Genomic DNA, 22,486 nt, shown 5'->3' on the forward strand with positions numbered 1-22,486 from the left:
CTATACTCGATGTCCGGTCCCGCAACGAAACTGACCCATATGCGAGGTGCGCTTATGAAATACACGGCACGGTTGTTGGTCCCCGCGCTGGTCATGACGCTGCCGGGGCTGTCCCCGGCCGGCGATATTCCCGGGCCTTCGCACGGCATCGCCTACCCGGAAGGCTGGCAGGAATGGTCGACCATCGCGGTTTCGCATCGCACCGACAACAACACCCTGCGGGTGATCCTGGGCAACGCGGCGGCGGTGCAGGCGGCGCGTGCGGGGCAGACCGATCCCTGGCCTGACGGCGCCGTTCTGGGCAAGGTGGTGTGGAAGGATGTCCAACTCGAGAACTGGGAGGCGGCGACCGCACCCGGTGAGTTCGTCCATGCCGAGTTCATGTTCCGGGACAGCGGGCAATACGCCGACACCCATGGCTGGGGCTGGGCGCGCTGGGTGGGGCTGGAGCAGAAGCCCTTCGACGGCGGCATGCAGGTCTGCATCTCATGCCATACTCCGGTGAAGGAGCGTAACTGGGTATTCACGGATCCGGCGCCGTTTCCACCGCTCAGGTAAGCGAACATTCCAGGCCTTGAGTAACAGGGGCCGGATGCGCCAGATACAAACCGCCAGTTACTGTCATTCCGGTACCGGCCTACGCCGGCACAGGCACCAGCCGGGATCCATATGCCACGGCGGCTTCAGGATTTCAGCCGGAGCCGGTGTCGGTGCCACGTTTTTTTTCGCCCCCCGGACTGCCTCCTGATCGCGACGGGTGTATGCTTCAGCTACACCTGATGTGAGCCTGGAATGCCCCCATCATGAACGATGCCCCGCCGGACACACCTGCCTGGCACAGCCTGCAACGCGATGAAGCCCTGGCCCGGCTCGACGCCACGGAGCAGGGCCTGTTGGACACACAGGTGCGCGCGCGCCTGGAGCGCTACGGTTACAACCGTCTCCCGGCCCCGGAGCGCACCGGCCCGCTCAGACGCTTCCTGCTGCAGTTCCACAATGTACTCATCTACGTGCTGATCGCCGCCGCGGTCGGCACCGCCTTCCTGCGCCACTGGGTGGACACCGGGGTGATCCTGGGCGTGGTGTTCATCAACGCCATCATCGGCTTCATCCAGGAGGGCAGGGCGGAGCAGGCGCTGGACGCGATCCGCGGCATGCTCTCGCCCCGGGCCCTGGTGCTGCGCGACGGTCAGCGGCGCACCGTGCCTGCCGAGGAACTGGTGCCCGGCGACCTGGTGTTCCTGCAGGCGGGCGACAAGGTGCCCGCCGATCTGCGCCTGCTGCGGACGCACAACCTGCGCATCGACGAAGCGCTGCTCACCGGCGAATCGGTGGCCGTGGACAAGCAGACCGCAGCGGTCGGGGCGGAGGCGGATCTGGGCGATCGCAGCTGCATGGCGTTCTCCGGCACCCTGGTCGCCTTCGGCCAGGGGCGGGGGCTGGTGGTCGGCACCGGTGCAGACACCCAGATCGGGCGCATCTCCACCCTGCTCGAGGAGGTGGAGACCCTCACCACGCCGCTGCTGCGCGACATCGGCGTATTCGGACGCTGGCTGTCCTTGGCCATCCTGGTGCTGGCCGGCTTCACCTTCGCCTTCGGCTACTGGGTGCGGGACTACGCGTTCCTGGACACCTTTCTCGCGGCGGTGAGCCTGGCGGTGGCCGCCATCCCCGAGGGGCTGCCCGCCATCATGACCATTACCCTGGCCATCGGCGTGCAGCGCATGGCCGCGCGCAATGCCATCATCCGGCGCCTGCCGGCGGTGGAGACGCTGGGCTCGGTCGCCACCATCTGCACCGACAAGACCGGCACGCTCACCCGCAACGAGATGACCGTCAAGACCATTGTCACCGCCGAGGATACCTTCGAGGTCAGCGGTGTGGGCTACGAGCCCCACGGCGGCTTCAACCGGGACGGCCATGACGTGGACCCCGAGGATCACCCGGTGCTGGCCGAGACGCTGCGCGGCATTCTGCTGTGCAACGATGCCGAACTGCATCAGCGCGACGGCGTGTGGGAGCTGGAGGGCGACCCGACGGAAGGCGCGCTGGTCACCGCGGCGCGCAAGGGCGGTCTGGATCCCGTCGAGACCGGCGAACGCTACCCCCGCGACGACGTGATCCCCTTCGAATCCGCCTACAAGTTCATGGTCACCCTGCATCACCGCCATTACGGGGACCAGCGCGGCTTTATTCTGCTCAAGGGCGCGCCCGAACGCGTGCTGGCCGTGTGCGAGCGGGAACGCACCCGTGCCGGCGACCGGACCGTTGAGCGTGACCGCTGGGAGCAGCGCATGAACGCCATCGCCGCCCGCGGCCAGCGTCTGCTGGCGCTGGCGGTACGGGAGGTGGACGCGGACAAGCGCACGCTGGAGTTTTCGGATATTGAGAACGGCGGCCTGACCCTGGTGGCCGTGTGCGGCATCATCGACCCGCCCCGGGCCGAGGCCATCGAGGCGGTCAGGCAGTGTCAGGAGGCCGGCATCCGGGTGAAGATGATCACCGGCGATCATGCGGTCACCGCCCGGGCCATCGCCGACGAGCTCGGCATCCGCACCGGCGGCGGGGTCATGCCGGGGCATGAACTGGAACCGCTCTCCGATGCCCGGCTGACGCAGACGGTGCGGGAGGTGGACGTGTTCGCCCGCGCCACTCCGGAACACAAGCTGCGGCTGGTGCGCGCCATCCAGGCCAACGGCCAGGTGGTGGCCATGACCGGCGACGGGGTCAACGACGCCCCGGCGCTCAAGCGTGCCGATGTGGGGGTGGCCATGGGCATCAAGGGCTCCGAAGCCGCCCGCGAGGCCGCCGAGATGGTGCTCGCCGACGACAACTTCGCCTCCATCGCTCATGCCGTGGAGGAGGGCCGCACCGTCTACGACAACCTGCGCAAGGCCATCCTGTTCCTGCTGCCCACCAGCGGCGGCGAGGGCTTCACCATCATGGCCGCGGTGCTGCTGGGGATGACCCTGCCGCTCATGCCGGCGCAGGTGCTGTGGGTGAACATGGTCACCGCCGTCACCCTGGGACTCGCGCTGGCCTTCGAGCCCACCGAGCCCGGGGTCATGCGCCGCCCGCCGCGGCCGCCCGGTACGCCGGTGCTGTCGGGTTTCCTGATCTGGCGCGTGGTCTTCGTCTCGGCGCTGCTGCTGGCGGGGACCTTCGGCCACTTCCTGTGGCTGGAGTGGCAGGGCGCGGCGGTGGAGGTGGCGCGGACCGTGGCCATCAACACCCTGGTCATGGGCGAGCTGGTCTACCTGTTCAACAGCCGCTACATCCTGGAGCCGGTGTTCAACCGCACCGGCCTGCTGGGCAGCCGCGCCGTGCTCATCGCCGTGGGCGTTCTGGTCATCCTGCAGGGCCTGTTCACCTATGCCCCGCCGCTGCAGTTCCTGTTCGGGACCGCCGCCCTGGGCTGGGGGGAATGGGGCATCATCCTGGCCTTCGGGGCGGTGCTGTTCGCGCTGGTGGAACTGGAGAAGGCCGTTTTCCGGCGGCTGCGGCGCCGGGTGCCGTGACGGCTGCCGGCAGGCCGCGCCGGTTGATTTATATCAGCTTCCGGCGATTCTCCGCCCGCCGGCCCCGTTCCCGCCCGGCAGGCTTGCAGCGGCCGGCTATACTTCCTTCGTGCAAGACCTTGGCAACCCAATAACAGGGAGAAAGGCAATGTCCAGATACACGATGATCTCCGGGCTGGCAGCCGCGCTGCTGGTGCTGGGTGGAACCGCTTCCGCCGGCGAGAAGGCGATGATGTCGGATGAGAACGAAATGGGTGCGATGACCTTCGAGACCCTGGATCGCGACGGTGACGGCTACATCAGTGCCGAGGAGGCCGGCGCGCACAAGGGTCTGGAGGCCAACTGGGACAAGGCGGATGCCAACCAGGACGGTCATCTCGACAGCAGTGAGTTCAGCGCCTTCGAAGGCGAGGGCCGGCTGTCGCCGCCGGAGGAGAGCGAAATCTCCGAGCCCGGTGCCGCACCCTACAGTCGCGACTGAATCTGATTCTCCAGCTGTCCCTTCGCCCTCTCCCGCCCTGGGAGAGGGTAATTCAGGGTTCGTCCGCGGTGTGTGATGCCGCCACCTCACGCAGAAACCGGAACAGCGCGCGCGGTCCCTTTGTTCTGTTTTCCCTGTAGTCCTTCTGTGCCTGGCGGATCAGCTGACGCAGGTGCTGGCGATCGCTATCGGGATACTGCGCCAGCCAGTCGCCCACCGCGTCGTCGCCCTCGTGAATGAAACGTTCGCGCCAGTCCTCGAGCTGGTGGAAGGCGCGTGCGGCGCGTCGGTCTTCCTGCTGGATGGCCGCCAGGGCATCGATCACGGGTTGGGGGTCGCCGTTGCGCAGCAGCTTGCCGATGTACTGGATCTGACGCTTGCGCCCGCTGCGGGCGTGGATGCGGCGGGCAAGCTGGACCGCGTCGCGCAGTTTGTCGTCCAGCGGCAGGGCGGCCAGCCGCCCTTCCGGCAGTTCGACCAGGGTGCGGCCCAGTTCCAGCAGGGCATGGGCCTCACGCTTGAGCTGGGATTTGCTGGGGCCCTCGTCGTTTTCCTGCTCTGGGGCCGGGTCCGGTTGCTTGTGCATGGGGGCGGGCGGGTTGCGGTACAGGGATGGATTCAAGATAGCATACCCGGCACGCTGCAGGGTATGCCACGGCCGGTCTTGGGCGGGGACGGACATTCCTTTACCATGGCCGTCTGGTGAATCCGTAGAGAGTCCTTCATGAGCAAGCAGAATCCCGAGCCCGCGACCCACGATACCACCCTGCCTGATATCGGCCGTCTGGAACGGATGGTGGGGGAGATCCTGGAACAGGCCGGTGCCGCCGGCGCCTGCGCGGCCGAGGCGGCCGTGTCCATGGATGTCGGCCTGGGCGTGACGGTGCGCAAGGGCGAGGTCGAGACGCTGGAGTTCCACCGCGACCGCGGCCTGGGCCTGACCGTCTACTTCGGTCAGCGCAAGGGCTCGGCCAGCACCTCGGACTTCCGCCCCGAGACCATCCGCGAGACGGTGCAGGCGGCCTGCGACATCGCCCGCTATACCAGCGAGGACACCGCCGCCGGCCTGGCCCCGGCCGAGCGCATGGCGCGCGAAGTGCCGGACCTGGACCTCTACCATCCCTGGGATCTGTCCGCGGATGAGGCCATCGACATCGCCCGCGAGTGCGAGCGCGCCGGTCTGGACACCGACCCGCGCATCACCAATTCCGAGGGGGCGACGGTCAACAGCCATCAGGGTCTGCGGGTCTACGGCAACAGCCACGGTTTTCTCGGCGGCTACCCCAGCAGCCGTCACAGCCTGAGTTGCGCGCTGATCGGCGAACAGGGCGGGCACATGCAGCGCGACTACTGGTATACGGTCTCGCGCCTGAGCGGGGAGCTGGAGGACGCCGACGCCGTGGGCCGCATGGCCGCCGAGCGCACCGTGCGGCGGCTGGACGGCCGTCGTCTGGGCACCCGCCAGGTGCCGGTGATCTTTGCCGCTGAGGTGGCCACCGGCCTGTTGCGCAACTTCACCGGTGCGATCCGCGGCGGCAACCTGTATCGCAAGTCCAGCTTTCTGCTCGATCACCTGGGCAAACAGGTGTTCCCCGACTTCATGCATGTCTACGAGCAGCCCCACCTGCCGCGGGCGCTGGGCAGCGCGCCCTTCGACAACGAGGGCGTGGCGACGCTGGCGCGCGACCTGGTCGCCGACGGCGTGCTGCAGGGCTATATCCTGGACAGCTATTCGGCGCGCAAGCTCGGCATGGAGACCACCGGCAATGCCGGCGGCGTGCATAACCTGAGCGTGGATACCAGCGATAAGGACATCCACGACCTGATCCGGGAGATGGGCACCGGCCTGCTGGTGACCGAACTGATGGGGCAGGGCGTGAACCTGGTCACCGGCGACTACTCGCGCGGCGCGGCCGGCTTCTGGGTGGAGAACGGCCGGATCCAGTACCCGGTGGAGGAGATCACCGTGGCCGGCAATCTCAAGCAGATGTTGATGAATATCGTCGCCATCGGCAACGACCTGGAAACCCGCGGCAACATCCGCACCGGCTCGATCCTGATCGAGTCCATGACCGTGGCGGGCGAGTGAAGCCGCGGCTGACCGCCAGCCTGGCGGCCTGGGGTCGGACGGACTTTGCCGAGGTATTGAAGGATGAACTGAGCGCCCTGGGGCCGGATTCCCTCCCCCTCGTTACGGATACAGGGCACGCCGATACCCGGGGGCTGACGCTGACCCTGATCCGGCAGGCGGAAGCGGACGCTGCCCTGCGTCTGCGGGTGGGTGTGTTCTTCCAGCAGATCCTGGCCGGCTGCAGCTGCGGCGATGACCCGGCGAGTGAGCCCGCCTATTGCGAGCTTGAACTCGTAATCGACAGGTCCGACGGGAAAGCCGAGATCCTTTCTGTCTCCTGAATTCTTCGATCGATCTCGTAGGTCGGGTTAGCCCGAAAGGGCGTAACCCGACAATGGCCCGCGTTTGTGTCGGGTTACGCTGCGGCTGACCCGACCTGCATGGATCATGTGTCCATGTCAGGCTTCGGGGCGTTTTAACCCACCTTCGGCAGCCGCTCCAGTGCGGCGTTGATCTGCTCTTCCGGATATTCGTAGTCCTCCAGTTCGCCGCTGAAGTAGCGGTCGTAGGAGGCCATGTCGAAGTGGCCGTGACCGGACAGATTGAAGAAGATCGCCTTCGCCTCGCCGCTCTCCCTGCACTTCAACGCCTCGTCGATGGCGGCGCGGATGGCGTGGTTGGACTCCGGCGCGGGGATGATGCCCTCGGCGCGGGCGAACTGCACCCCGGCCTCGAAGGTGGCCAGCTGTTTCACCGCCACCGCCTCGATCAGACCCTCGTGGTAGAGCTGCGAGACCAGGGCCGAGTCGCCGTGGTAGCGCAGACCGCCGGCGTGGATGCCGGGCGGGACGAAGTCGTGGCCCAGGGTGTACATCTTCATCAGCGGGGTGTGGCCCACGGTGTCGCCGAAGTCGTAGGCATAGTGGCCGCGGGTGAGCGTGGGGCAGGAGGCCGGTTCCACCGCCACCAGCCGCACCTGCTTGCCGGCGGCCTTGTCGGCCAGGAAGGGGAAGGCCGCGCCGCCGAAGTTGGAGCCGCCGCCGCAGGGGGCCAGCACCACGTCGGGATAGTCGTTGACCTGCTCGAACTGCTTCTTGGCTTCCAGGCCGATCACGGTCTGGTGCAGCAGCACATGGTTGAGCACCGAGCCCAGGGCATAGTTGGTGTCCTCGCGCGAGGCGGCTTCTTCCACCGCCTCGGAGATGGCGATGCCGAGCGAGCCGGGCGAGTCGGGGTCCGCCGCCAGGATCTGGCGGCCGGACTCGGTCCGGTCGGTGGGGCTGGCCAGCACCTCGGCGCCCCAGGTCTGCATCATGGAGCGGCGGAAGGGTTTCTGCTCGTAACTCACCTTGACCATGTAGACCCGGATGTCGAGACCGAACATCTGCCCGGCCAGGGCCAGCGAGGAGCCCCACTGACCGGCACCGGTCTCGGTGGCCAGGCGCTTGATGCCAGCCTGTTTGTTGTACCAGGCCTGGGCCACGGCGGTGTTGGGCTTGTGCGAGCCGGCAGGACTGACGCCCTCGTACTTGTAATAGATGCGCGCCGGTGTGCCCAGCGCCGCCTCCAGCCGGTGGGCGCGGCACAGGGGTGACGGCCGCCACAGCTGATAGATCTCGCGCACCGGCTCGGGGATCTCGATCCAGCGTTTGTCGCTGACCTCCTGCTCGACCAGGGCCTCGGGGAAGATGGCCAGCAACGCCTCCGGCGGCACCGGACTCCCGTCCGGCGCCAGTACCGGGGCCGGGGGGTTGGGCATGTCGGCGATGACGTTGTACCAGTGGGTGGGGATGTCTTTCTCGTCGAGCAGGATCTTGGTCTGCATGGCGGCTTCTCCCTGAATATCCGGTGGCAATTAAAGCGCCCGGGCGCCGGGCACGGAATGACCCGGGTCAAGCCGGGACTTGCTGCACTTGTTATTAACCGCTTGTTTATTGTGGTGAAGCTTGTATTTTACGGCCATTCCCCTTATAGACGCCAGTAGAGTCCACGTAATCACCCCGAAAGGAGGCTGCATGCTGTTTCGCCAGATGATCGAACCGGATTCATCCACCTATACCTATCTCGTGCACTGCCCGGATACGGGCAGGACCGCCCTGATCGATCCGGTACTGGACACGGTGGAGCGGGACCTGTCCGTGCTGCAGGAATTGGGACTGAAACTGGATTTCACCCTGGATACCCATATCCACGCCGATCACCTGACCGGGGCCAGAAGGCTGAAGGAGCTGACCGGCAGCCACATCGTCGGCCCGGCGGTGGATCAGCTGCCCTGCACCGATATCGGGGTACGCGAGGGCGAGCCCTTCCGGGTGGGCAATATCGAAATCCACCCCCTGTTCACGCCGGGGCACACCGACCATCATCATGCCTACCTGATCGACAGCGGCACCCACAAAATGCTGTTCAGCGGCGACGCCCTGCTGATCGAGGCCTGCGGGCGCACCGATTTCCAGTCCGGCGATGCCGCCACCCTCTACCGCAGCATCCATGACAAGTTCTTCACCCTGCCCGACGAGACCCTGGTCTATCCCTGCCACGACTACGAGGGTCGCCAGATCACCACCATCGGTCAGGAGAAGAACCGCAATCCTCGTCTGGGCAATGGCAAGACGCTGGAGGAGTTCGTCGAGATCATGGACAACATGGACCTGCCCTATCCCCGCAAGATCGACTTCGCCGTGCCCGGCAACCAGCAATGCGGCGCCTGTCCGGCGAACGTGCCGGAGGAGTACCGGGCGCCCTGTGTACGCCACGACCAGGGCTGATGCAGTGTCCGCGCTGCGCGCTGTTGCGCATCCGCCGGGATCAACTAAGATCGATCCATAACCATTCCGACAAGGAGCCGAGATGAGACATCTGTTGACTGGCCTGTTGCTGACGCTGGGCCTGGCGTTTTCCGCTCACGCCGAGGAGGCCGCCGACAACGGCATCCAGCGTTTCGATATTTCCCAGACCGTGGTGAAGATGCCGCTGGAGGAAGGGGTCAGCGTCGATGACGCCATGGACTTCATGCGTTCCAAGGCGGCCGAACTGAACATGAAGATTGTTGCGCATCAGCCGGTGTCCGAGGAACTGAAGGCCCGGGGCGTGGATTCGGGGCCGCTGCACATCATGCAGTTCTGCAATCCCGGCGATGCCCATCGCATGGTCATGCACAACGCCATCTTCGCCGCCTACATGCCCTGCCGCATCGCCCTGGTGGAGGACTCGGAAGGTAAGACCTGGCTGATGATGCTGGACCTGAACCTGCTCATCGACAACACCCCGCTGCCGCCTGACATGGAGGAAATGGCCCGGGGCATCAACGACAAGCTGTTGCGGATCATGGAGGCGGGGGCGAAGGGGGCGTTCTAGCGAACCCTTGATTTCTCTGTCATTGCGAGGCGTGAAACGCCGTGGCAACCTCCAACCGATCGCCTCTGCATTACGAGATTGCCACGCTTGCGCTCGCAATGACAAACCATTGTAGGTTGGGCTTCGCGTGGCTCAGCCCAACCTGTGTGGAAATCACAGCAGGAACACCGTCCCCAGTCCCAGAAAGGCCATGAAGCCGATCACGTCGGTGACGGTGGTCAGCAGCACGCTGCCGGCCAGCGCCGGGTCGATGCCCATGCGCTGCAGCACCAGCGGAATGCTGAAGCCGGCCAGCGCCGCGACGGCCAGGTTGATGATGATGGCCGCACCGATGATGATGCCCACCTGTGCGCTCTGAAACCAGAGCGCGGCGATCACCGCGACCACGACCGACCACAATATCCCGTTGAGCGCGCCCACGGCCAGCTCCTTGGTCATCAACAGCCGTGAGTTGGATTTGCCGATCTGGTTCAGCGCCAGGCCGCGAATGACGATGGTCAGGGTCTGGCTGCCGGCGATGCCGCCCATGCTGGCAACGATGGGCATCAGCACGGCAAGTGCGACGATCTGCTGCAGGGTGGCCTCGAACAGGCCGATCACCCAGGAGGCGAGAAAGGCGGTCATCAGGTTGATGCCGAGCCAGATGGAGCGGCGCCGGGTGCTGGAGAAGACCGGGGCGAAGATGTCGCCTTCCTCGTTCAGGCCGGCCATGCTCATCAGTGAGTGGTCGGCCTCGTCGCGGATGACGTCGACCACGTCGTCGATGGTGATGCGGCCCACCAGCCGGCCGTTCTGGTCGATGACAGGGGCGGAAATCAGGTCGCGGTCCTCGAACAGCTTGGCCACCTGCACCGCCGTGGTCTCGGCCTGGATGCCCTCGACGTCGCGCACCATCACCTCGGCCACGCTCAGTTCCGGGTCCATGGTCAGCAGGGTGGACAGCGGCAGCAGGCCGAGATAGCGATCGTTGCGGTCGACCACCATCAGGCTGTCGGTCAGGTCCGGCAGGTTGCCGCGCAGGCGCAGATAGCGCAGCACCACGTCCAGGCTGACATCGGCCCGGACCGTGATGGTATCCACGTTCATCAGGCCGCCGGCGGTGTCCTCGGAATAGGACAGGACCGATTCCAGCCGATGGCGGTTCTGCAGGTCCATGGACCGCAGCACTTCGTGGATGACGGTGCCCGGCAGGTCCTGCAGCAGGTCGGCCAGGTCGTCGGTGTCGAGGTTCTCGGTCAGCGCGACCAGTTCGCCGGCCTCCATCTCCTTGATCAGGCCGGAACGGACCTCGTCGCCCACATGCAGCAGCACCTCGCCGCGGTCATCGGGATCGACCAGTTCCCACAGGATGATGCGGGGGTCCTTGGGGATGGACTCGAGGACGTGGGCGATTTCCGCCGGGCGGAGGTTGTGGATCAGCCGCCGCACCCGGCTGGCCGCGCCCGAGGCCAGCGCGTCCGAGACCTTGTGCAGATGGTCCTGGGCCTGGGCGGTTTCCTTGTGGCTGTCAGCCATGCGGCGGGATCCTTGGGGGGCAAGACTTTGATTCCGCCGCAGTTTAGCAGGGTCGGTCGGCGGGCGTCATCCTGTCGCAGGTTTTTTCACGGCCGGTATCACGTGCATAGGAGGTTCCTGATCTGCTCGAGCAGTTCGGCCCGCCGGTCCGGGTCCCAGGTGTGCATCAGGGTCTCCACCGGTTCCGTGATCCGGTCCAGCCGGGTATGGCGAATCAGGTCCTTGACCTCGAGCAGAGAGGAGGCCTGCATGCTGAAGCTGTTCAGTCCCAGGCCCAGCAGCAGCCGGCTGTACAGGGGGTCGCCGGCCATTTCGCCGCACATGGACACGGGCACCTGATGGCGGACACCGGCCTGGATGATGTGCCGGATCAGGTACAGCACCGCCGGATGACTGGGGTCGTAGAGATAATTCACCTCGTCGTCGACCCGGTCGATGGCCAGGGTATACTGAATCAGATCGTTGGTCCCAATGGACAAAAAATCCAGTTCGGCGGCGAACATGTCCGCTGCCAGTGCGGCCGCGGGCACCTCGATCATGCCGCCGACCGGCATGGCCGGATCGAATGCTTTGCCCTCGACGGTCAGTTCATGTTTGACCTCATCGATCAGGGCCAGGGTCTGGCGCAGTTCGCCCAGGCTGGAGAGCATGGGCAGCATCATCTGAACCGGGCCCAGGGCCGCAGCCCGCAGCACCGCCTTCAGCTGGGGACGGAACAGCCCCGGGTCGTGCAGACACAGGCGGATGGCGCGCAGGCCGAGGGCGGGATTGGTGCAGTGATGGGCAGCCTCGGTGTCGAGTGCCTTGTCGGCGCCCAGGTCCAGGGTGCGGATGGTCAGCGGCCGACCCTGCATCTGCTCGATGACTTCCCGGTAGTGTTCGAGTTGCTCGTCCTCGTCCGGTGTGTCCTCGCGGTTCATGTACAGGAACTCGGTACGGTAAAGGCCCACCCCTTCGGCACCGGCATCCAGAATCTCTTCGACGTCCTCTGTCAGTTCGATGTTGCCGAACAGCCGCACGCAGACCCCGTCCAGCGTGCAGGCCGGCTCCAGGCGGGTCTTGACCAGGGTATGGGCACGCTCCTGGTCCTGGTGCTGGCGCTGCCGGTAGTGTTCGAGCATGAGGGCATCGGCGCCGGCCAGCACCATGCCCTCCTGTCCGTCCAGGACCAGGGTCTCGCCGTCCTGGATGTAGCGGTGAATATTGTGCACGCCGACGATGGTGGGGATGCGCAGGCTGCGGGCGACGATGGCGGTGTGGGAGAGCGGCCCGCCGTACTCGGTGACAAAGCCGGCTACACCCTGGTGATAGAGCAGTACGACGTCGGCCGGCGTCAGTTCGTCGGCCAGCACGATGGTGCCCCTGAGGTGATCGATGGCGCTGAGGTCCTGGACGTTCTCGTCGTGTACGAGCAGGCGCTGGATACGGCTGACTACATGGTCGATGTCGTCCTTGCGGGTACGCAGGTAGGCGTCGTCCATGGCTTCGAACACCTGCACCAGGGCGTCGCGCTGCTGCTTGAGCGCCCACTCGGCGTTGATGCCCTGCTTGCGGATGAGCAGCTCCGGGGCAACCGTGAGGGTGGAGTCCTCCAGCATCAGCAGGTGTGTATCGATGAACTCGACGATATCGGCGCTGGTGTCGGGCGGGATACGGCCGCGGATGCCGCGCAGCTGTTCGCGGGCGCCGCCCAGCGCGCGGCGGAAGCGCTCGACCTCGGCGTCGATCAGGTCAGCGTTGATACGGTATTCGGTGACGTCGAGGTGATCGCGTTCGAGCAGATGGGCCTTGCCGATGGCAATGCCGCGGGAGACGCCGATGCCGGAAAGCTGCACCGTCACCTGTCAGCCACCTTTATTCCGATTCATGGAAACGCTCCCCGATCAACTTCTCGATGGCCGCCATGGCCTCGGTCTCATCGCTGCCCTCGGCGCTCACCTCCAGGGTGGTGCCCTTGGAAGCGGCCAGCATCATGATGCCCATGATGCTCTTGCCGTTGACCTGCTGGCCGTTGCGGGCGATCTGGATGTTGCTGTCGAACTCCGAGGCCAGGGTAACCAGCTTGGCCGCGGCACGTGCGTGCAGCCCCAGCTTGTTGATGATGGTGAGTTCTTTTTTCTGCATTGCATCATCCTGGGGTCAGTGTTCCTGCGGGTGGCACAGCAGCACGCCGTCGCGCCCGCCTGACAAGGCCTTCTCTTCCAACTCCGGAAGGCTCAGGCGCGGGTAGTTCAGCACCCGCACCAGCATGGGCAGGTTGATGCCGGACACCACACTGGCGCTGACGTGTTCCTGCACCCGGGTGGCGATGTTGCTGGGGGTGGAGCCGTACATGTCGGTGAGGATCAGTACGCCCATGCCGGTGTCGAGTTCGCGGCCGGATTCGATGGCGCTGGCAAGTATCGCGTCGGGGTCGCAGTCGAAGCTCGCCTTCAGTGCGCGTGTCTCCAGCGGGCACACGCCGAGCATGTGGGTGGCGGTATGCAGCAGCATTTTGCCGATTTCGCCGTGGGTGATGATCAGCAGACCGACGCTCATGACAGCTCCCGGTGACGGACCAGCACGGAAGGATATCGGCCGGCGAAGTGTTTGCCCAGCCTTTCCGCCATGTATACCGAGCGGTGCTGGCCGCCGGTGCAGCCGAGGGCGACGGTCAGGTAGCGCCGGTTCTCCTTCTCGAAGGCCGGCAGCCAGTCGTCGAGGAAGCGGCAAAGTTCCTGGAACATGGCATCCACCGGCGGCTGATCCTCAAGGTAGGCGATTACCGCCTGGTCGCGGCCGGTGAGCGGCCGCAGGCCCTGGACCCAGTGCGGGTTGGGCAGGCAGCGTACGTCGAAGACGAAGTCGGCATCGTCGGGCAGTCCGTGCTTGTAGCCGAAGGATTTGAACAGCAGCGACAGCGCGTCGGGCCGGGTGTCGGAGAGCCGCTCCTGCACCAGATCGCGCAGCTGGTGCAGATTGGTATGGGTGGTGTCGATGTGCAGCGTGGCGCTGCTCGCGATCGGTTCGAGCAGGTTGCGCTCGCCGCGGATGGCGTCGGCCAGGGTGGTGTCAGTGCTGGTCAGCGGGTGCTTGCGGCGGGTTTCGCTGAAACGCTTGAGCAGGGTCTCGTCCGTGGCCTGCAGGAAGACGATCTCGACCTGGATATCCTGGGTCTCGAGCCCGGCGAGGATGTCGCGGAAGCGGGACAGGTCCTGGCGGTGGTTGCGGGCGTCGATGCCCACGGCGGCCCGCGTCTGGCGAGCGGCGGTCAACTCCCGGGCCAGCGGTTCCAGCAGCGCCACCGGCAGGTTGTCCACGCAGTAGTAGCCCAGGTCTTCCAGGGTGTTCAGGGCCACGCTCTTGCCCGAGCCCGACAGCCCGCTGACGATGATCAGTTTCAAGGCTGCATCTGTTCCCGCTGTCGTTGTATCAGTTCCTCGCCGGCGTCGTGGCCGCGCATGGTCAGGATATGCTTGCGGGTGGCGGCCTCGACCAGCACTGCCAGGTTGCGGCCCGGCGCCACCGGCAGGGTGATCTCGGGTACCTCCACCTCGAGGATGCGCCGGGTGTGATAGCTGCCGCGCAGGCGGTCGATCTGGCGCAGTTCGTCGTCGCTCATCTGCTGCAGGTGGATGATGAGGCGCAGGTACTTGCTGTATTTGATCGCGCTCTCGCCGTACATGGCGCGGATGTTGAGGATACCAAGGCCGCGCACCTCCAGGAAGTCACGCAGCACCGGCGGACAGTTGCCGCTGAGGATATCCGGGGCGACCTGGGCGAACTCGGGGCTGTCGTCGGCGATCAGGCGGTGGCCGCGGCTGATCAGCTCCAGCGCCAGCTCGCTCTTGCCGATGGCGGCGTCGCCGGTGATCAGCAGGCCGATGCCCATCACTTCCATGAACACCCCGTGGATCACCAGCTTGGTGGAGTGGTAATGGGTGTAGTAGTACTCGATGTGATTGATCAGTTCCGGCCCGTGCTGGGTGGAGGTGAGCAGGGGAGTGCCGCTGGCCGCTGCAGCCTTGCGCAGGTCGGCCGGCGGTGCCTCGTGGGCGAGGATGACGGCGTCGGTCACCGGGCTGAACAGGTGAGCCAGTGCCTCGCGCCGGCGGTCGGGCTCCAGATCGTCCAGATAGGCCAGCTCGATCCGGTCGATGATCTGGATGCAATGGTTGTGGATGAAATTAAGATGTCCGACCAGGGAGCCGGTCTGGGCGTCGTCGGTGCTGTCGAAGTGCAGGGGGCGTTCGCGGTCACCGCTGACCCAGGCCAGACCGAGGCGCCGCTGCAGGGCATCGAACAGCTCGCCCACGGTCAGATGCCTGCTCATGCCGATTCGCGCTGCCGGGCGTCCTGGGTCAGAAAGCGCTGGTACAACTCCTCGCCGGTGGCGGCGCGGCGCAGATCGTCGGTGAAGGTCTTGTCGCTGAAACGCCGGGCCAGGTCAGCCAGGATCTGCAGGTGTTCGTCGGTGGATTCTGCCGGCACCAGCAGCGCGAACATCAGATCCACCGGCTGGTGATCGATGGCATCGAAATCGATGGCCGGGTCCAGGCTGGCAAAGGCGCCGACCGGCTCGCTGAGGCCGGCCAGACGGCCGTGGGGCAGGGCCACGCCCTGGCCCAGCCCGGTGCTGCCCAGGCGTTCGCGCCCGATCAGGCTGTCGAAGATCTCCTCCGGAGTCAGGCTGGGCGCGTGGCCGGCGAGCAGTTCGGCCAGTTGTTCCAGCGCGCGTTTCTTGCTGGTGGTGCCGAGCCCGGCGACGACCCGCTGCGGGCTGATGAGTTCGGTGATGTTCATGGTCTCCGCTGTGTCCTCCTGCCGGGCGCTGACGCCCGGCGCCGGGTTCATTCCGCGGTGGATGTCTTGACGTTGTTGCCTTCGGCGCGGTGATGATCCTTGAGCTTTTCCTTGTGCTTGACCACCTGCCGGTCGAGCTTGTCGACCAGGGCATCGATGGCCGCATACATATCCTCGTCGGTACTGTCGGCGAAGATCTTGCCGCCGTTGACGTTGATGGTGGCTTCGGCGTTCTGGCGCAGCTTCTCCACGCTCAGTACGACATGGACATCGGTCACGCTGTCGAAGTGCCGTTCCAGGCGCTCCATTTTGCTGTTGACGTAGTCGCGCAGGGCGTCGGTGATGTCAACGTGGTGACCGGTGAGGATGATTTGCATGGTGCCACTCCTTAAGTGCGGATGATGTGTATATGGGTTCAGGCGAGGCGCTTGCGCTCGTTGGATGGCGGAATGGCCATCGCCTCGCGGTATTTGGCGATCGTGCGCCGCGCGACGTTGATACCTTCCTCGGACAGCAGATCGGCGATCTTGCTGTCGCTCAGGGGTTTGGCGGGGTTTTCCCCCGCGACCAGCTTCTTGATCATGGCCCGTATGGCGGTGGCGGAACATTCGCCGCCGTCGGCGGTGCCGACATGGCTGGAGAAGAAATACTTGAACTCGTAGATACCGCGCGGGGTATGCATGTACTTCTGGGTGGTCACCCGCGAGATGGTCGACTCGTGCATCTCCACCGCCTCGGCCACGTCGCGCAGCACCAGCGGCTTCATCGCCTCTTCTCCATAATCGAAGAATGCGCGCTGCCGCTCGACAATGCAACGGCCCACCTTCAGCAGGGTCTCGTTGCGGCTCTGCAGGCTCTTGATGAACCAGCGGGCCTCCTGCAGGTGGTTGCGCAGGTAATTGTTGTCGGCGCTGTTGTCGGCCCGTTTCACCATCCCGGCGTACTGGGAATTGATGCGCAGCTTGGGTACGGCGTCCGGGTTGAGTTCCACCCGCCACTGCCCCTTCTTGTCCTTGTGGACGAAGACATCGGGGATGACGTACTCGGCGGTGGCGGTGGAGATGGCCGAGCCCGGCCGCGGGTTGAGTGTCTGGATCAGGCCGATGACCTGCTGCAGCTGCTCCTGGCTGAGCTTGAGGCGGCGCATCAGTTGCTGGTAGTCGCGCCCGCCCAGCAGATCCAGGTGCTGCTGGATCAGTTTCAATGCGGTATCGCGCCAGGGCGTGTCGGGATCGAGTTGCTTGAGTTGGATCTCCAGGCATTCGCCGGGCGAGCGGGCGCCGACCCCGATGGGGTCGAAGTGCTGGATGCGGTGCAGTACCGCCTCGACCTCGTCGAGCTCGAGTTCCGGATGGCTTTCCAGCAGGCCCTGGTGGATGTCTTCCAGCGGCATGCCGAGGTAGCCGTCGTCATTGATGGAGTCGATGATGGCGGTGGCGATGGCCTGGTCGGTGTCGGTGAAAGGCGACATCTCCATCTGCCAGGTGAGGTGCTCCTGCAGGCTCTCGCTGCCGCTGTTGTGGGTTTCCAGGTAGTCGCGGTCATCGTCGCCGGCCGGGGCGCTGTAGCTGGTCGCGCCGGAGTCGTAGATGTCGTCCCAGCCGGTGTCCACCGGCAGGTCTTCGGGGATGTCGGTGGCGGTGGTGCCCAGGTCGGAATCGGCCTGGCTGTACTCGGTTTCGGCGCTGGTTTCGGCTGCCTCCGTGGCGGTTTCGGCGGCGGTTTCGGCTTCGGCCTCGCTGCGGCTGTCCTCGGTGTCGGTCTGGGTCTCCGGCTCGGTGCCGTCGACGGCCTCGAGCATCAGATTGGAGTCCAGCGCCTGCTGGATTTCCATCTGCAGTTCCAGGGTCGACAGCTGCAGCAGGCGTATGGCCTGCTGCAGCTGGGGTGTCATGGTGAGATGCTGGCCAAGACGAAGCTGTATCGACTGTTTCATATAGTTGTGTGTCGGGACTCGCGTGGCGGCATTGGCGGAATGGCGGAGTCTACCCTAACAAGCATTAATTGTGCCACTGATCGGCCGGGATTGGCTAGAGCCTGAAATTTTCGCCAAGATAACAAGTTCTTACCTGTGCGTTGGCCAGCACCTCGGTCGGGCTGCCGGCCGCAATCTCGGCGCCTTCATTGAGAATATAGGCCCGATCGCAGATTCCTAAAGTCTCGCGCACGTTGTGGTCGGTGATCAGCACCCCGATGTCGCGGTCGCACAGGTGTTTGACGATCTGCTGGATATCGCCGACCGAGATGGGGTCGACCCCGGCGAAGGGTTCGTCCAGCAGGATGAAGCGTGGCTCGGCGGCCAGCGCCCGGGCAATCTCCACCCGCCGCCGTTCGCCGCCGGACAGGCTGATGCCGGGTTGTTCGGCCAGGTGGCTGATATGCAGTTCGGCGAGCAGGGCCTGCAGGCGCTCCTCGCGGCCGGCACGGTCCAGCCCCTTGCGCGTCTCCAGGATCGCGAGCAGGTTCTCGCGCACGCTGAGCTTGCGGAACACGGAGGCTTCCTGCGGCAGATAGCCCACGCCGTGGCGGGCGCGCACATGCATGGGGGCCGCGGTCAGGTCCTGGCCGTCGAGTTCGATCCGCCCGCCGTCACAGGGAATCAGGCCGACGATCATGTAGAAGCAGGTGGTCTTGCCGGCGCCGTTGGGCCCGAGCAGGCCGACCACCTCGCCGCTGGCGACCTCGACCGAGACCCGGTCGACGACGGTACGGGACTTGAAGCGTTTGACCAGGTCGGTGGCGATCAGGCGCGGCATGCGGTCTACTCTTCCCCTGAGTTGCGCGGCTGCAGGATGATGCGTACCCGGTCGCCCTTGCCTTCGCCGGCATTGACGACGTCGCGGGCCACGTCGTAGACGATGCGTTGGCTGCGGAAGACGTCGCCGGCCTGGGTGATTTCGGCCTGTTCGATCAGCACGATGCGCTCGTCCCCGGCGTAGTATTCCATGCGCAGGGACTCCGCGAAGACGTCCTCATCCTTGTTGTCCGGGCGTTGCTTGTAGGTGGCGGGCTCGCCCAGGGCGACGCCCTCGACGATCTCGCCAGCCTCGATCTGCAGGGTCAGGTGGTCGGCGGTCAACCGCATGCTGCCCTGGGTGACCACCACGTTGCCGGTGTAGACATGCACGCCGGTCTGGTCGTTGATGTCGGCATGGTCGGCTTCGATGTGCATGGGTTGATCGCGGTCGCTGGACAGTGCCTGGACGGGCGTGTTCATCGCGCATCCAAGCACGAGCAGGGACAGGGTAAGGCGGTACAGCCGGCTGAACATGGTCGTCATCCTATCGGGTGGTCCGGGCCGGGGTGTGTACGCCCCGGACGCCGGAGAGCAGTTCCAGTTCCCCGGTGTCGAGCCGGGCACGCATGCCCACGGCCTCGACCCGCAGGTCGTCGCTGATATAGGTGATCTTATCATCGGTGGCGGCGTAGTCGCGCCCCGGCCACAGGTCGAGGCTGTCGGACCAGGCCGTCACCGGCCGGTTGGCCGGCGAGCCGTCGCGCTGTATCTCGACCTCGCCGCGCAGGCGGATCTCCTCGCCCTGGCTGGCGACCCAGCCGTGATGGGCGCTGATGCGCCAGGGTGGAGCGTCGATGCGGTACAACTCGGCATAGGGCCGCTGCAGTTCGGTGCTGTCGTCACCGGGAAAGTGCTCCATGCGCTCGGCCCACAACCGATACTCCAGCCGCCCGTCGGGGGTATAACCCGACAGGCGCGCGCGTGTGGCGTAGGCATCCGGGTGGCGGACTGTCGGCGCCGTCTCCGGGGAGACAGGCTGGGTGGCCTGGCGATAGACCCACCCGCTCAAGGCGGCGAGCAGCGCCAGCAGGAGCATGACCGGCCAGTGTCGCTGACGGATCAAAGATAGCTTTCCAGTTCCCGGTCGAGCACGCCGCGCGCCTCCATCAGCAGTTCGCACACATCGCGCGCCGCGCCGCGTCCGCCGCCGCTGGGGGTGATCCAGTGGGCGTGCTTCTTGACGAAGGGATGGGCGTCCTGCACCGCGATGGCCAGGCCCACCCGGGTCATGATGGGCAGGTCCACCACGTCGTCGCCGACATAGGCGCATTGTTCCGGCGTTATCCCGAGGTGCTGGCTCAACTCCTCGAAGGCCGGCAGCTTGTCCAGCTGGCCCTGGTAGACATGGGTGATGCCCAGGTTGCGCACCCGGTGCTCGACCACCTGCGAGGTGCGCCCGGTGATGATGCCGATCTCGACGTCGTGTTTCTTCAGCATCTTGATGCCGTGGCCGTCGCGGGAGTTGAAGGCCTTGTACTCCTGGCCGTCGTCGCCGTAGAACAGCGAGCCGTCGGTGAGTACGCCGTCGACGTCGAAGATGACCAGTTTGATGTTGGCGGCTTTGGCGATGATGTCCTGCATGATGTCGGTCTTCTGATCCGTTAATGAAATCGTCGTCATTGCGAGCCGCGTAAGCGGCGCGGCAATCTCGTAATGCTCAGGAAGCCTTGTGAGATTGCTTCGTTACTGCTCCCGCAGGATCCATTCGGGCTTCACCATGGGTACCCCATCCTGCGGGTATGGACATCGAAATGACGCGGAATTGATAAAAGGGCCCAACGCCAGGGGCGCTGCGTCCGGCTATACCACCCCCGCCCGCAGCAGGTCGTGCATGCCCAGGGCGCCGACCAGGCGCTGTTCCTCGTCGACCACCAGCAGGGCGTTGATCTTGCGGCTGTCCATGATGGCCAGCGCCTCGGCCGCGAGCAGGCCGGGGCGGACGGTGATGCAGTCGGGCGTCATCAGCGAGGCCACGTCGGTGTTGTGCAGGTCCACGTTGTGGTCCACCGCCCGGCGCAGGTCGCCGTCGGTGAAGATGCCGATGACCCGGTCCTGGTCGTCCAGCACCGCGGTCATGCCCAGCCCCTTGCGGGTCATTTCGTGCAGGGTCTCGGTGATGGGGGCGTGACTGCGCACCTGCGGGATGGTCTCGCCGGTATGCATGATGTCGTCGATGCGCAGCAGCAGGCGCCGGCCCAGGCTGCCGCCGGGGTGCGACAGGGCGAAGTCCTCGGCGGTGAAGCCGCGCACCTCCAGCATGGCGATGGCCAGCGCGTCGCCCATGGCGAGCGTTGCGGTGGTGCTGGAGGTCGGCGCCAGCCCCAGCGGACAGGCCTCGCGATCCACACCCACGTCGACGTGGGTGTTGGCCGCGCGCGCCAGGGTGGAGGCGGGATTGCCGGTCAGGGCGATCAGCGGCACCTCCAGGCGCTTGATGATGGGCAGGAGGGTGAGCAGTTCCTGGGTCTCGCCCGAGTTGGAGATGGCCAGCACCACGTCCCGGGGCGTGATCATGCCCAGGTCGCCGTGGCTGGCCTCGCCGGGGTGGACGAAGAAGGCCGGGGTGCCGGTGCTGGCGAGCGTGGCGGCGATCTTGCCGCCGATGTGCCCGGACTTGCCCATGCCCAGCACCACCACGCGGCCGTGGCACTCCAGCATCAACCGGCAGGCGGCGACGAAGTGCTCGTCGATGCGTGCGCGCAGGGCGTCGAGCGCGGCCGTCTCGGTCTCGATGACGGCCAGCCCCAGGGCCTTCAGTTTCGCCGCGTCCATCAGGCTTCCGGATAGCCGAGCTCGGCCAGCCGGGCGGCCAGGGCGGCGCGGTCGAGATCGCTGCCGCTGACCTTCACGCTGCCGTCCAGGCCGGCCTGGACCGACTCGACCCCGGGCTCATTGCGCAGGCCATCCTCGATGGTCTTCACGCAGCCGTTGCACTTGACGTTGCTGACGCTGAATTCGATTTCCATGATTTCGATGCCTTATATCTGCTGAGGCGCGAGGCTCCAGTATAACAGGCCGATGTAGCCGAGATAGACCAGCAGCAGCACGCCGCCCTCGATACGGTTCACATGCCGCGCCCGGCGCCGGTAGCTGTAGGCGAAAAACAGCAGCAGGACGGTCAGGCCGGCCATGACGGAAAAGTCTCGGCTGAGCATCTCGGGCTCCACCGCGCTGGGGTGGATCAGGCCCGGCAGGCCCAGTACGCCGAGCAGGTTGAACATGTTGGAGCCGATGACATTGCCCAGGGCGATGTCGTGCTCGCCCTTGAGCGCGCTCATGATGGAGGCCGCCAACTCCGGCAGGCTGGTGCCAAGCGCGACCAGGGTCAGGCCGATGATCAGGTCCGACACCCCCATCGCCTCGGCGATGCCGACCGCCCCCCAGATCAGCACCCGGGAACTGACCAGCAGCACCACCAGACCCAGGGCCAGCCAGCCCAGCGCCGCCGGCATGGCCATGCCGACCGGAATCTCCTCGGTGTATTCGGCCAGCAGTGGATCGACGCCGTCGCCGCGGCTGTTGAGGCCGAGCCAGACCAGCCACACCAGCATCAGGCCCATGCCCAGCAGTAACAGGCCGCCGTCGAGACGGTTGAGGTCGCCGTCGGCGACCAGGATAAAGGCCACCAGCATGATGCCCAGCAGCACCGGAAACTCGCGCCGCAGGGTGATGGAGGAGACCTGCAGCGGCACGATCAGGGCGGTCAGCCCGAGGATCAGGCCGACGTTGGCGATGTTGGAGCCGATGGCGTTGCCCATGCCCAGGCCGGGATTGCCGTCCCAGGCGGCCATGGCCGAGACCAGCATCTCCGGGGCCGAGGTGCCCATGCCGACGATGGTCAGGCCGATGATCAGCGGCGCCACGCCCAGGTTGCGAGCGGTGGCGGCGGCGCCGACCACGAAGCGATCGGCGCCCCAGACCAGCAGCGCGAAGCCGCCGATCACGGCCAGGAGGAACTGCCACAT

General features: G+C 65.9%; 25 protein-coding genes. 7 read left to right on the top strand and 18 right to left on the bottom strand.

Annotation, left to right across the window (positions count from 1 at the left end):
• Positions 1 to 54: 54 nt before the first annotated feature.
• From CFK21_RS04920 to CFK21_RS04930, 3 genes are all read left to right on the top strand, one after another.
• Positions 55 to 558: a cytochrome P460 family protein gene (locus tag CFK21_RS04920; protein WP_096365334.1), complete on the top strand. Its 504-nt coding sequence runs from the start codon at positions 55 to 57 to the stop codon at positions 556 to 558.
• Positions 559 to 803: 245 nt separating this feature from the next.
• A complete protein-coding gene (locus CFK21_RS04925) occupies positions 804 to 3,518 on the top strand; it encodes a cation-transporting P-type ATPase (protein WP_096365336.1) in 2,715 nt (904 codons plus the stop codon).
• Between the two features lie 148 nt (positions 3,519 to 3,666).
• Positions 3,667 to 3,999, top strand: coding sequence for a hypothetical protein (locus tag CFK21_RS04930; protein WP_096365338.1), 333 nt, complete (start codon positions 3,667 to 3,669; stop codon positions 3,997 to 3,999).
• A gap of 52 nt (positions 4,000 to 4,051) precedes the next feature.
• On the opposite strand, the gene yjgA is transcribed toward CFK21_RS04930, so the two are convergent.
• Complete coding sequence (gene yjgA, locus CFK21_RS04935; protein ID WP_157745368.1) at positions 4,052 to 4,621, bottom strand: ribosome biogenesis factor YjgA; 570 nt, start codon at positions 4,619 to 4,621, stop codon at positions 4,052 to 4,054.
• 102 nt (positions 4,622 to 4,723) lie between these two features.
• Between yjgA and pmbA the strand changes: the two genes are divergently transcribed.
• Positions 4,724 to 6,088 carry a metalloprotease PmbA gene (pmbA, locus tag CFK21_RS04940; protein ID WP_172844256.1) on the top strand — a complete coding sequence of 455 codons (1,365 nt, stop codon included), beginning with the start codon at positions 4,724 to 4,726 and terminating at the stop codon, positions 6,086 to 6,088.
• Positions 6,085 to 6,411, top strand: a complete 327-nt coding sequence (locus CFK21_RS04945) for a glucosamine--fructose-6-phosphate aminotransferase (protein ID WP_096365342.1) — start codon at positions 6,085 to 6,087, stop codon at positions 6,409 to 6,411. Before pmbA ends, CFK21_RS04945 begins: the two co-directional genes overlap by 4 nt.
• 134 nt (positions 6,412 to 6,545) lie before the next feature.
• On the opposite strand, the gene CFK21_RS04950 is transcribed toward CFK21_RS04945, so the two are convergent.
• Positions 6,546 to 7,895, bottom strand: coding sequence for a TrpB-like pyridoxal phosphate-dependent enzyme (locus tag CFK21_RS04950; RefSeq protein ID WP_096365344.1), 1,350 nt, complete (start codon positions 7,893 to 7,895; stop codon positions 6,546 to 6,548).
• A gap of 190 nt (positions 7,896 to 8,085) precedes the next feature.
• Between CFK21_RS04950 and CFK21_RS04955 the strand changes: the two genes are divergently transcribed.
• Positions 8,086 to 8,838, top strand: coding sequence for an MBL fold metallo-hydrolase (locus CFK21_RS04955; RefSeq protein ID WP_096365346.1), 753 nt, complete (start codon positions 8,086 to 8,088; stop codon positions 8,836 to 8,838).
• A gap of 82 nt (positions 8,839 to 8,920) precedes the next feature.
• A complete protein-coding gene (locus CFK21_RS04960) occupies positions 8,921 to 9,427 on the top strand; it encodes a DUF302 domain-containing protein (RefSeq protein WP_096365348.1) in 507 nt (168 codons plus the stop codon).
• A gap of 153 nt (positions 9,428 to 9,580) precedes the next feature.
• On the opposite strand, the gene mgtE is transcribed toward CFK21_RS04960, so the two are convergent.
• The 16 genes from mgtE to CFK21_RS05040 all read right to left on the bottom strand — a co-directional run bounded on the left by mgtE (position 9,581) and on the right by CFK21_RS05040 (position 22,486).
• The gene (gene mgtE / locus CFK21_RS04965) at positions 9,581 to 10,942 is read right to left on the bottom strand and encodes a magnesium transporter (protein WP_096365350.1); all 1,362 of its coding nucleotides are present in this window, start codon (positions 10,940 to 10,942) and stop codon (positions 9,581 to 9,583) included.
• Between the two features lie 98 nt (positions 10,943 to 11,040).
• Positions 11,041 to 12,783, bottom strand: a complete 1,743-nt coding sequence (ptsP, locus tag CFK21_RS04970; protein WP_096365352.1) for a phosphoenolpyruvate--protein phosphotransferase — start codon at positions 12,781 to 12,783, stop codon at positions 11,041 to 11,043.
• A 13-nt stretch (positions 12,784 to 12,796) separates the two neighbouring features.
• Positions 12,797 to 13,066: an HPr family phosphocarrier protein gene (locus CFK21_RS04975; protein ID WP_096365354.1), complete on the bottom strand. Its 270-nt coding sequence runs from the start codon at positions 13,064 to 13,066 to the stop codon at positions 12,797 to 12,799.
• Between the two features lie 15 nt (positions 13,067 to 13,081).
• A complete protein-coding gene (locus CFK21_RS04980) occupies positions 13,082 to 13,480 on the bottom strand; it encodes a PTS sugar transporter subunit IIA (protein ID WP_096365356.1) in 399 nt (132 codons plus the stop codon).
• Positions 13,477 to 14,325 carry an RNase adapter RapZ gene (gene rapZ / locus CFK21_RS04985; RefSeq protein WP_096365358.1) on the bottom strand — a complete coding sequence of 283 codons (849 nt, stop codon included), beginning with the start codon at positions 14,323 to 14,325 and terminating at the stop codon, positions 13,477 to 13,479. Before rapZ ends, CFK21_RS04980 begins: the two co-directional genes overlap by 4 nt.
• Positions 14,322 to 15,254, bottom strand: a complete 933-nt coding sequence (hprK, locus tag CFK21_RS04990; protein ID WP_096365360.1) for an HPr(Ser) kinase/phosphatase — start codon at positions 15,252 to 15,254, stop codon at positions 14,322 to 14,324. Before hprK ends, rapZ begins: the two co-directional genes overlap by 4 nt.
• Positions 15,251 to 15,724: a PTS IIA-like nitrogen regulatory protein PtsN gene (gene ptsN / locus CFK21_RS04995; RefSeq protein WP_096367494.1), complete on the bottom strand. Its 474-nt coding sequence runs from the start codon at positions 15,722 to 15,724 to the stop codon at positions 15,251 to 15,253. The genes hprK and ptsN overlap by 4 nt, the downstream gene beginning before the upstream one ends.
• 47 nt (positions 15,725 to 15,771) lie before the next feature.
• Positions 15,772 to 16,101 (bottom strand): ribosome hibernation promoting factor, encoded by a 330-nt coding sequence (gene hpf / locus CFK21_RS05000; protein ID WP_096365362.1) that lies wholly within the window; start codon positions 16,099 to 16,101, stop codon positions 15,772 to 15,774.
• A gap of 38 nt (positions 16,102 to 16,139) precedes the next feature.
• A complete protein-coding gene (locus CFK21_RS05005) occupies positions 16,140 to 17,660 on the bottom strand; it encodes an RNA polymerase factor sigma-54 (RefSeq protein ID WP_096365364.1) in 1,521 nt (506 codons plus the stop codon).
• 94 nt (positions 17,661 to 17,754) lie between these two features.
• Entirely contained in the window at positions 17,755 to 18,480 is a 726-nt protein-coding gene (gene lptB / locus CFK21_RS05010; protein WP_096365366.1) for an LPS export ABC transporter ATP-binding protein, read from the bottom strand.
• 5 nt (positions 18,481 to 18,485) lie between these two features.
• Positions 18,486 to 18,941, bottom strand: a complete 456-nt coding sequence (gene lptA, locus CFK21_RS05015; protein ID WP_157745370.1) for a lipopolysaccharide transport periplasmic protein LptA — start codon at positions 18,939 to 18,941, stop codon at positions 18,486 to 18,488.
• A gap of 64 nt (positions 18,942 to 19,005) precedes the next feature.
• Complete coding sequence (gene lptC / locus CFK21_RS05020; RefSeq protein ID WP_096365370.1) at positions 19,006 to 19,584, bottom strand: LPS export ABC transporter periplasmic protein LptC; 579 nt, start codon at positions 19,582 to 19,584, stop codon at positions 19,006 to 19,008.
• Positions 19,581 to 20,102: a 3-deoxy-manno-octulosonate-8-phosphatase KdsC gene (kdsC, locus tag CFK21_RS05025; protein ID WP_096365372.1), complete on the bottom strand. Its 522-nt coding sequence runs from the start codon at positions 20,100 to 20,102 to the stop codon at positions 19,581 to 19,583. Before kdsC ends, lptC begins: the two co-directional genes overlap by 4 nt.
• 219 nt (positions 20,103 to 20,321) lie before the next feature.
• Positions 20,322 to 21,293 carry a KpsF/GutQ family sugar-phosphate isomerase gene (locus tag CFK21_RS05030; protein WP_096365374.1) on the bottom strand — a complete coding sequence of 324 codons (972 nt, stop codon included), beginning with the start codon at positions 21,291 to 21,293 and terminating at the stop codon, positions 20,322 to 20,324.
• Positions 21,293 to 21,487, bottom strand: a complete 195-nt coding sequence (locus CFK21_RS05035; RefSeq protein ID WP_096365376.1) for a heavy-metal-associated domain-containing protein — start codon at positions 21,485 to 21,487, stop codon at positions 21,293 to 21,295. The genes CFK21_RS05030 and CFK21_RS05035 overlap by 1 nt, the downstream gene beginning before the upstream one ends.
• Positions 21,488 to 21,499: 12 nt before the next feature.
• A complete protein-coding gene (locus CFK21_RS05040) occupies positions 21,500 to 22,486 on the bottom strand; it encodes a calcium/sodium antiporter (RefSeq protein WP_096367495.1) in 987 nt (328 codons plus the stop codon).

Origin of the sequence: Thiohalobacter thiocyanaticus (assembly GCF_002356355.1) — a bacterium.
In the GTDB taxonomy this organism is placed as follows: Bacteria; Pseudomonadota; Gammaproteobacteria; order Thiohalobacterales; family Thiohalobacteraceae; genus Thiohalobacter; species Thiohalobacter thiocyanaticus_A.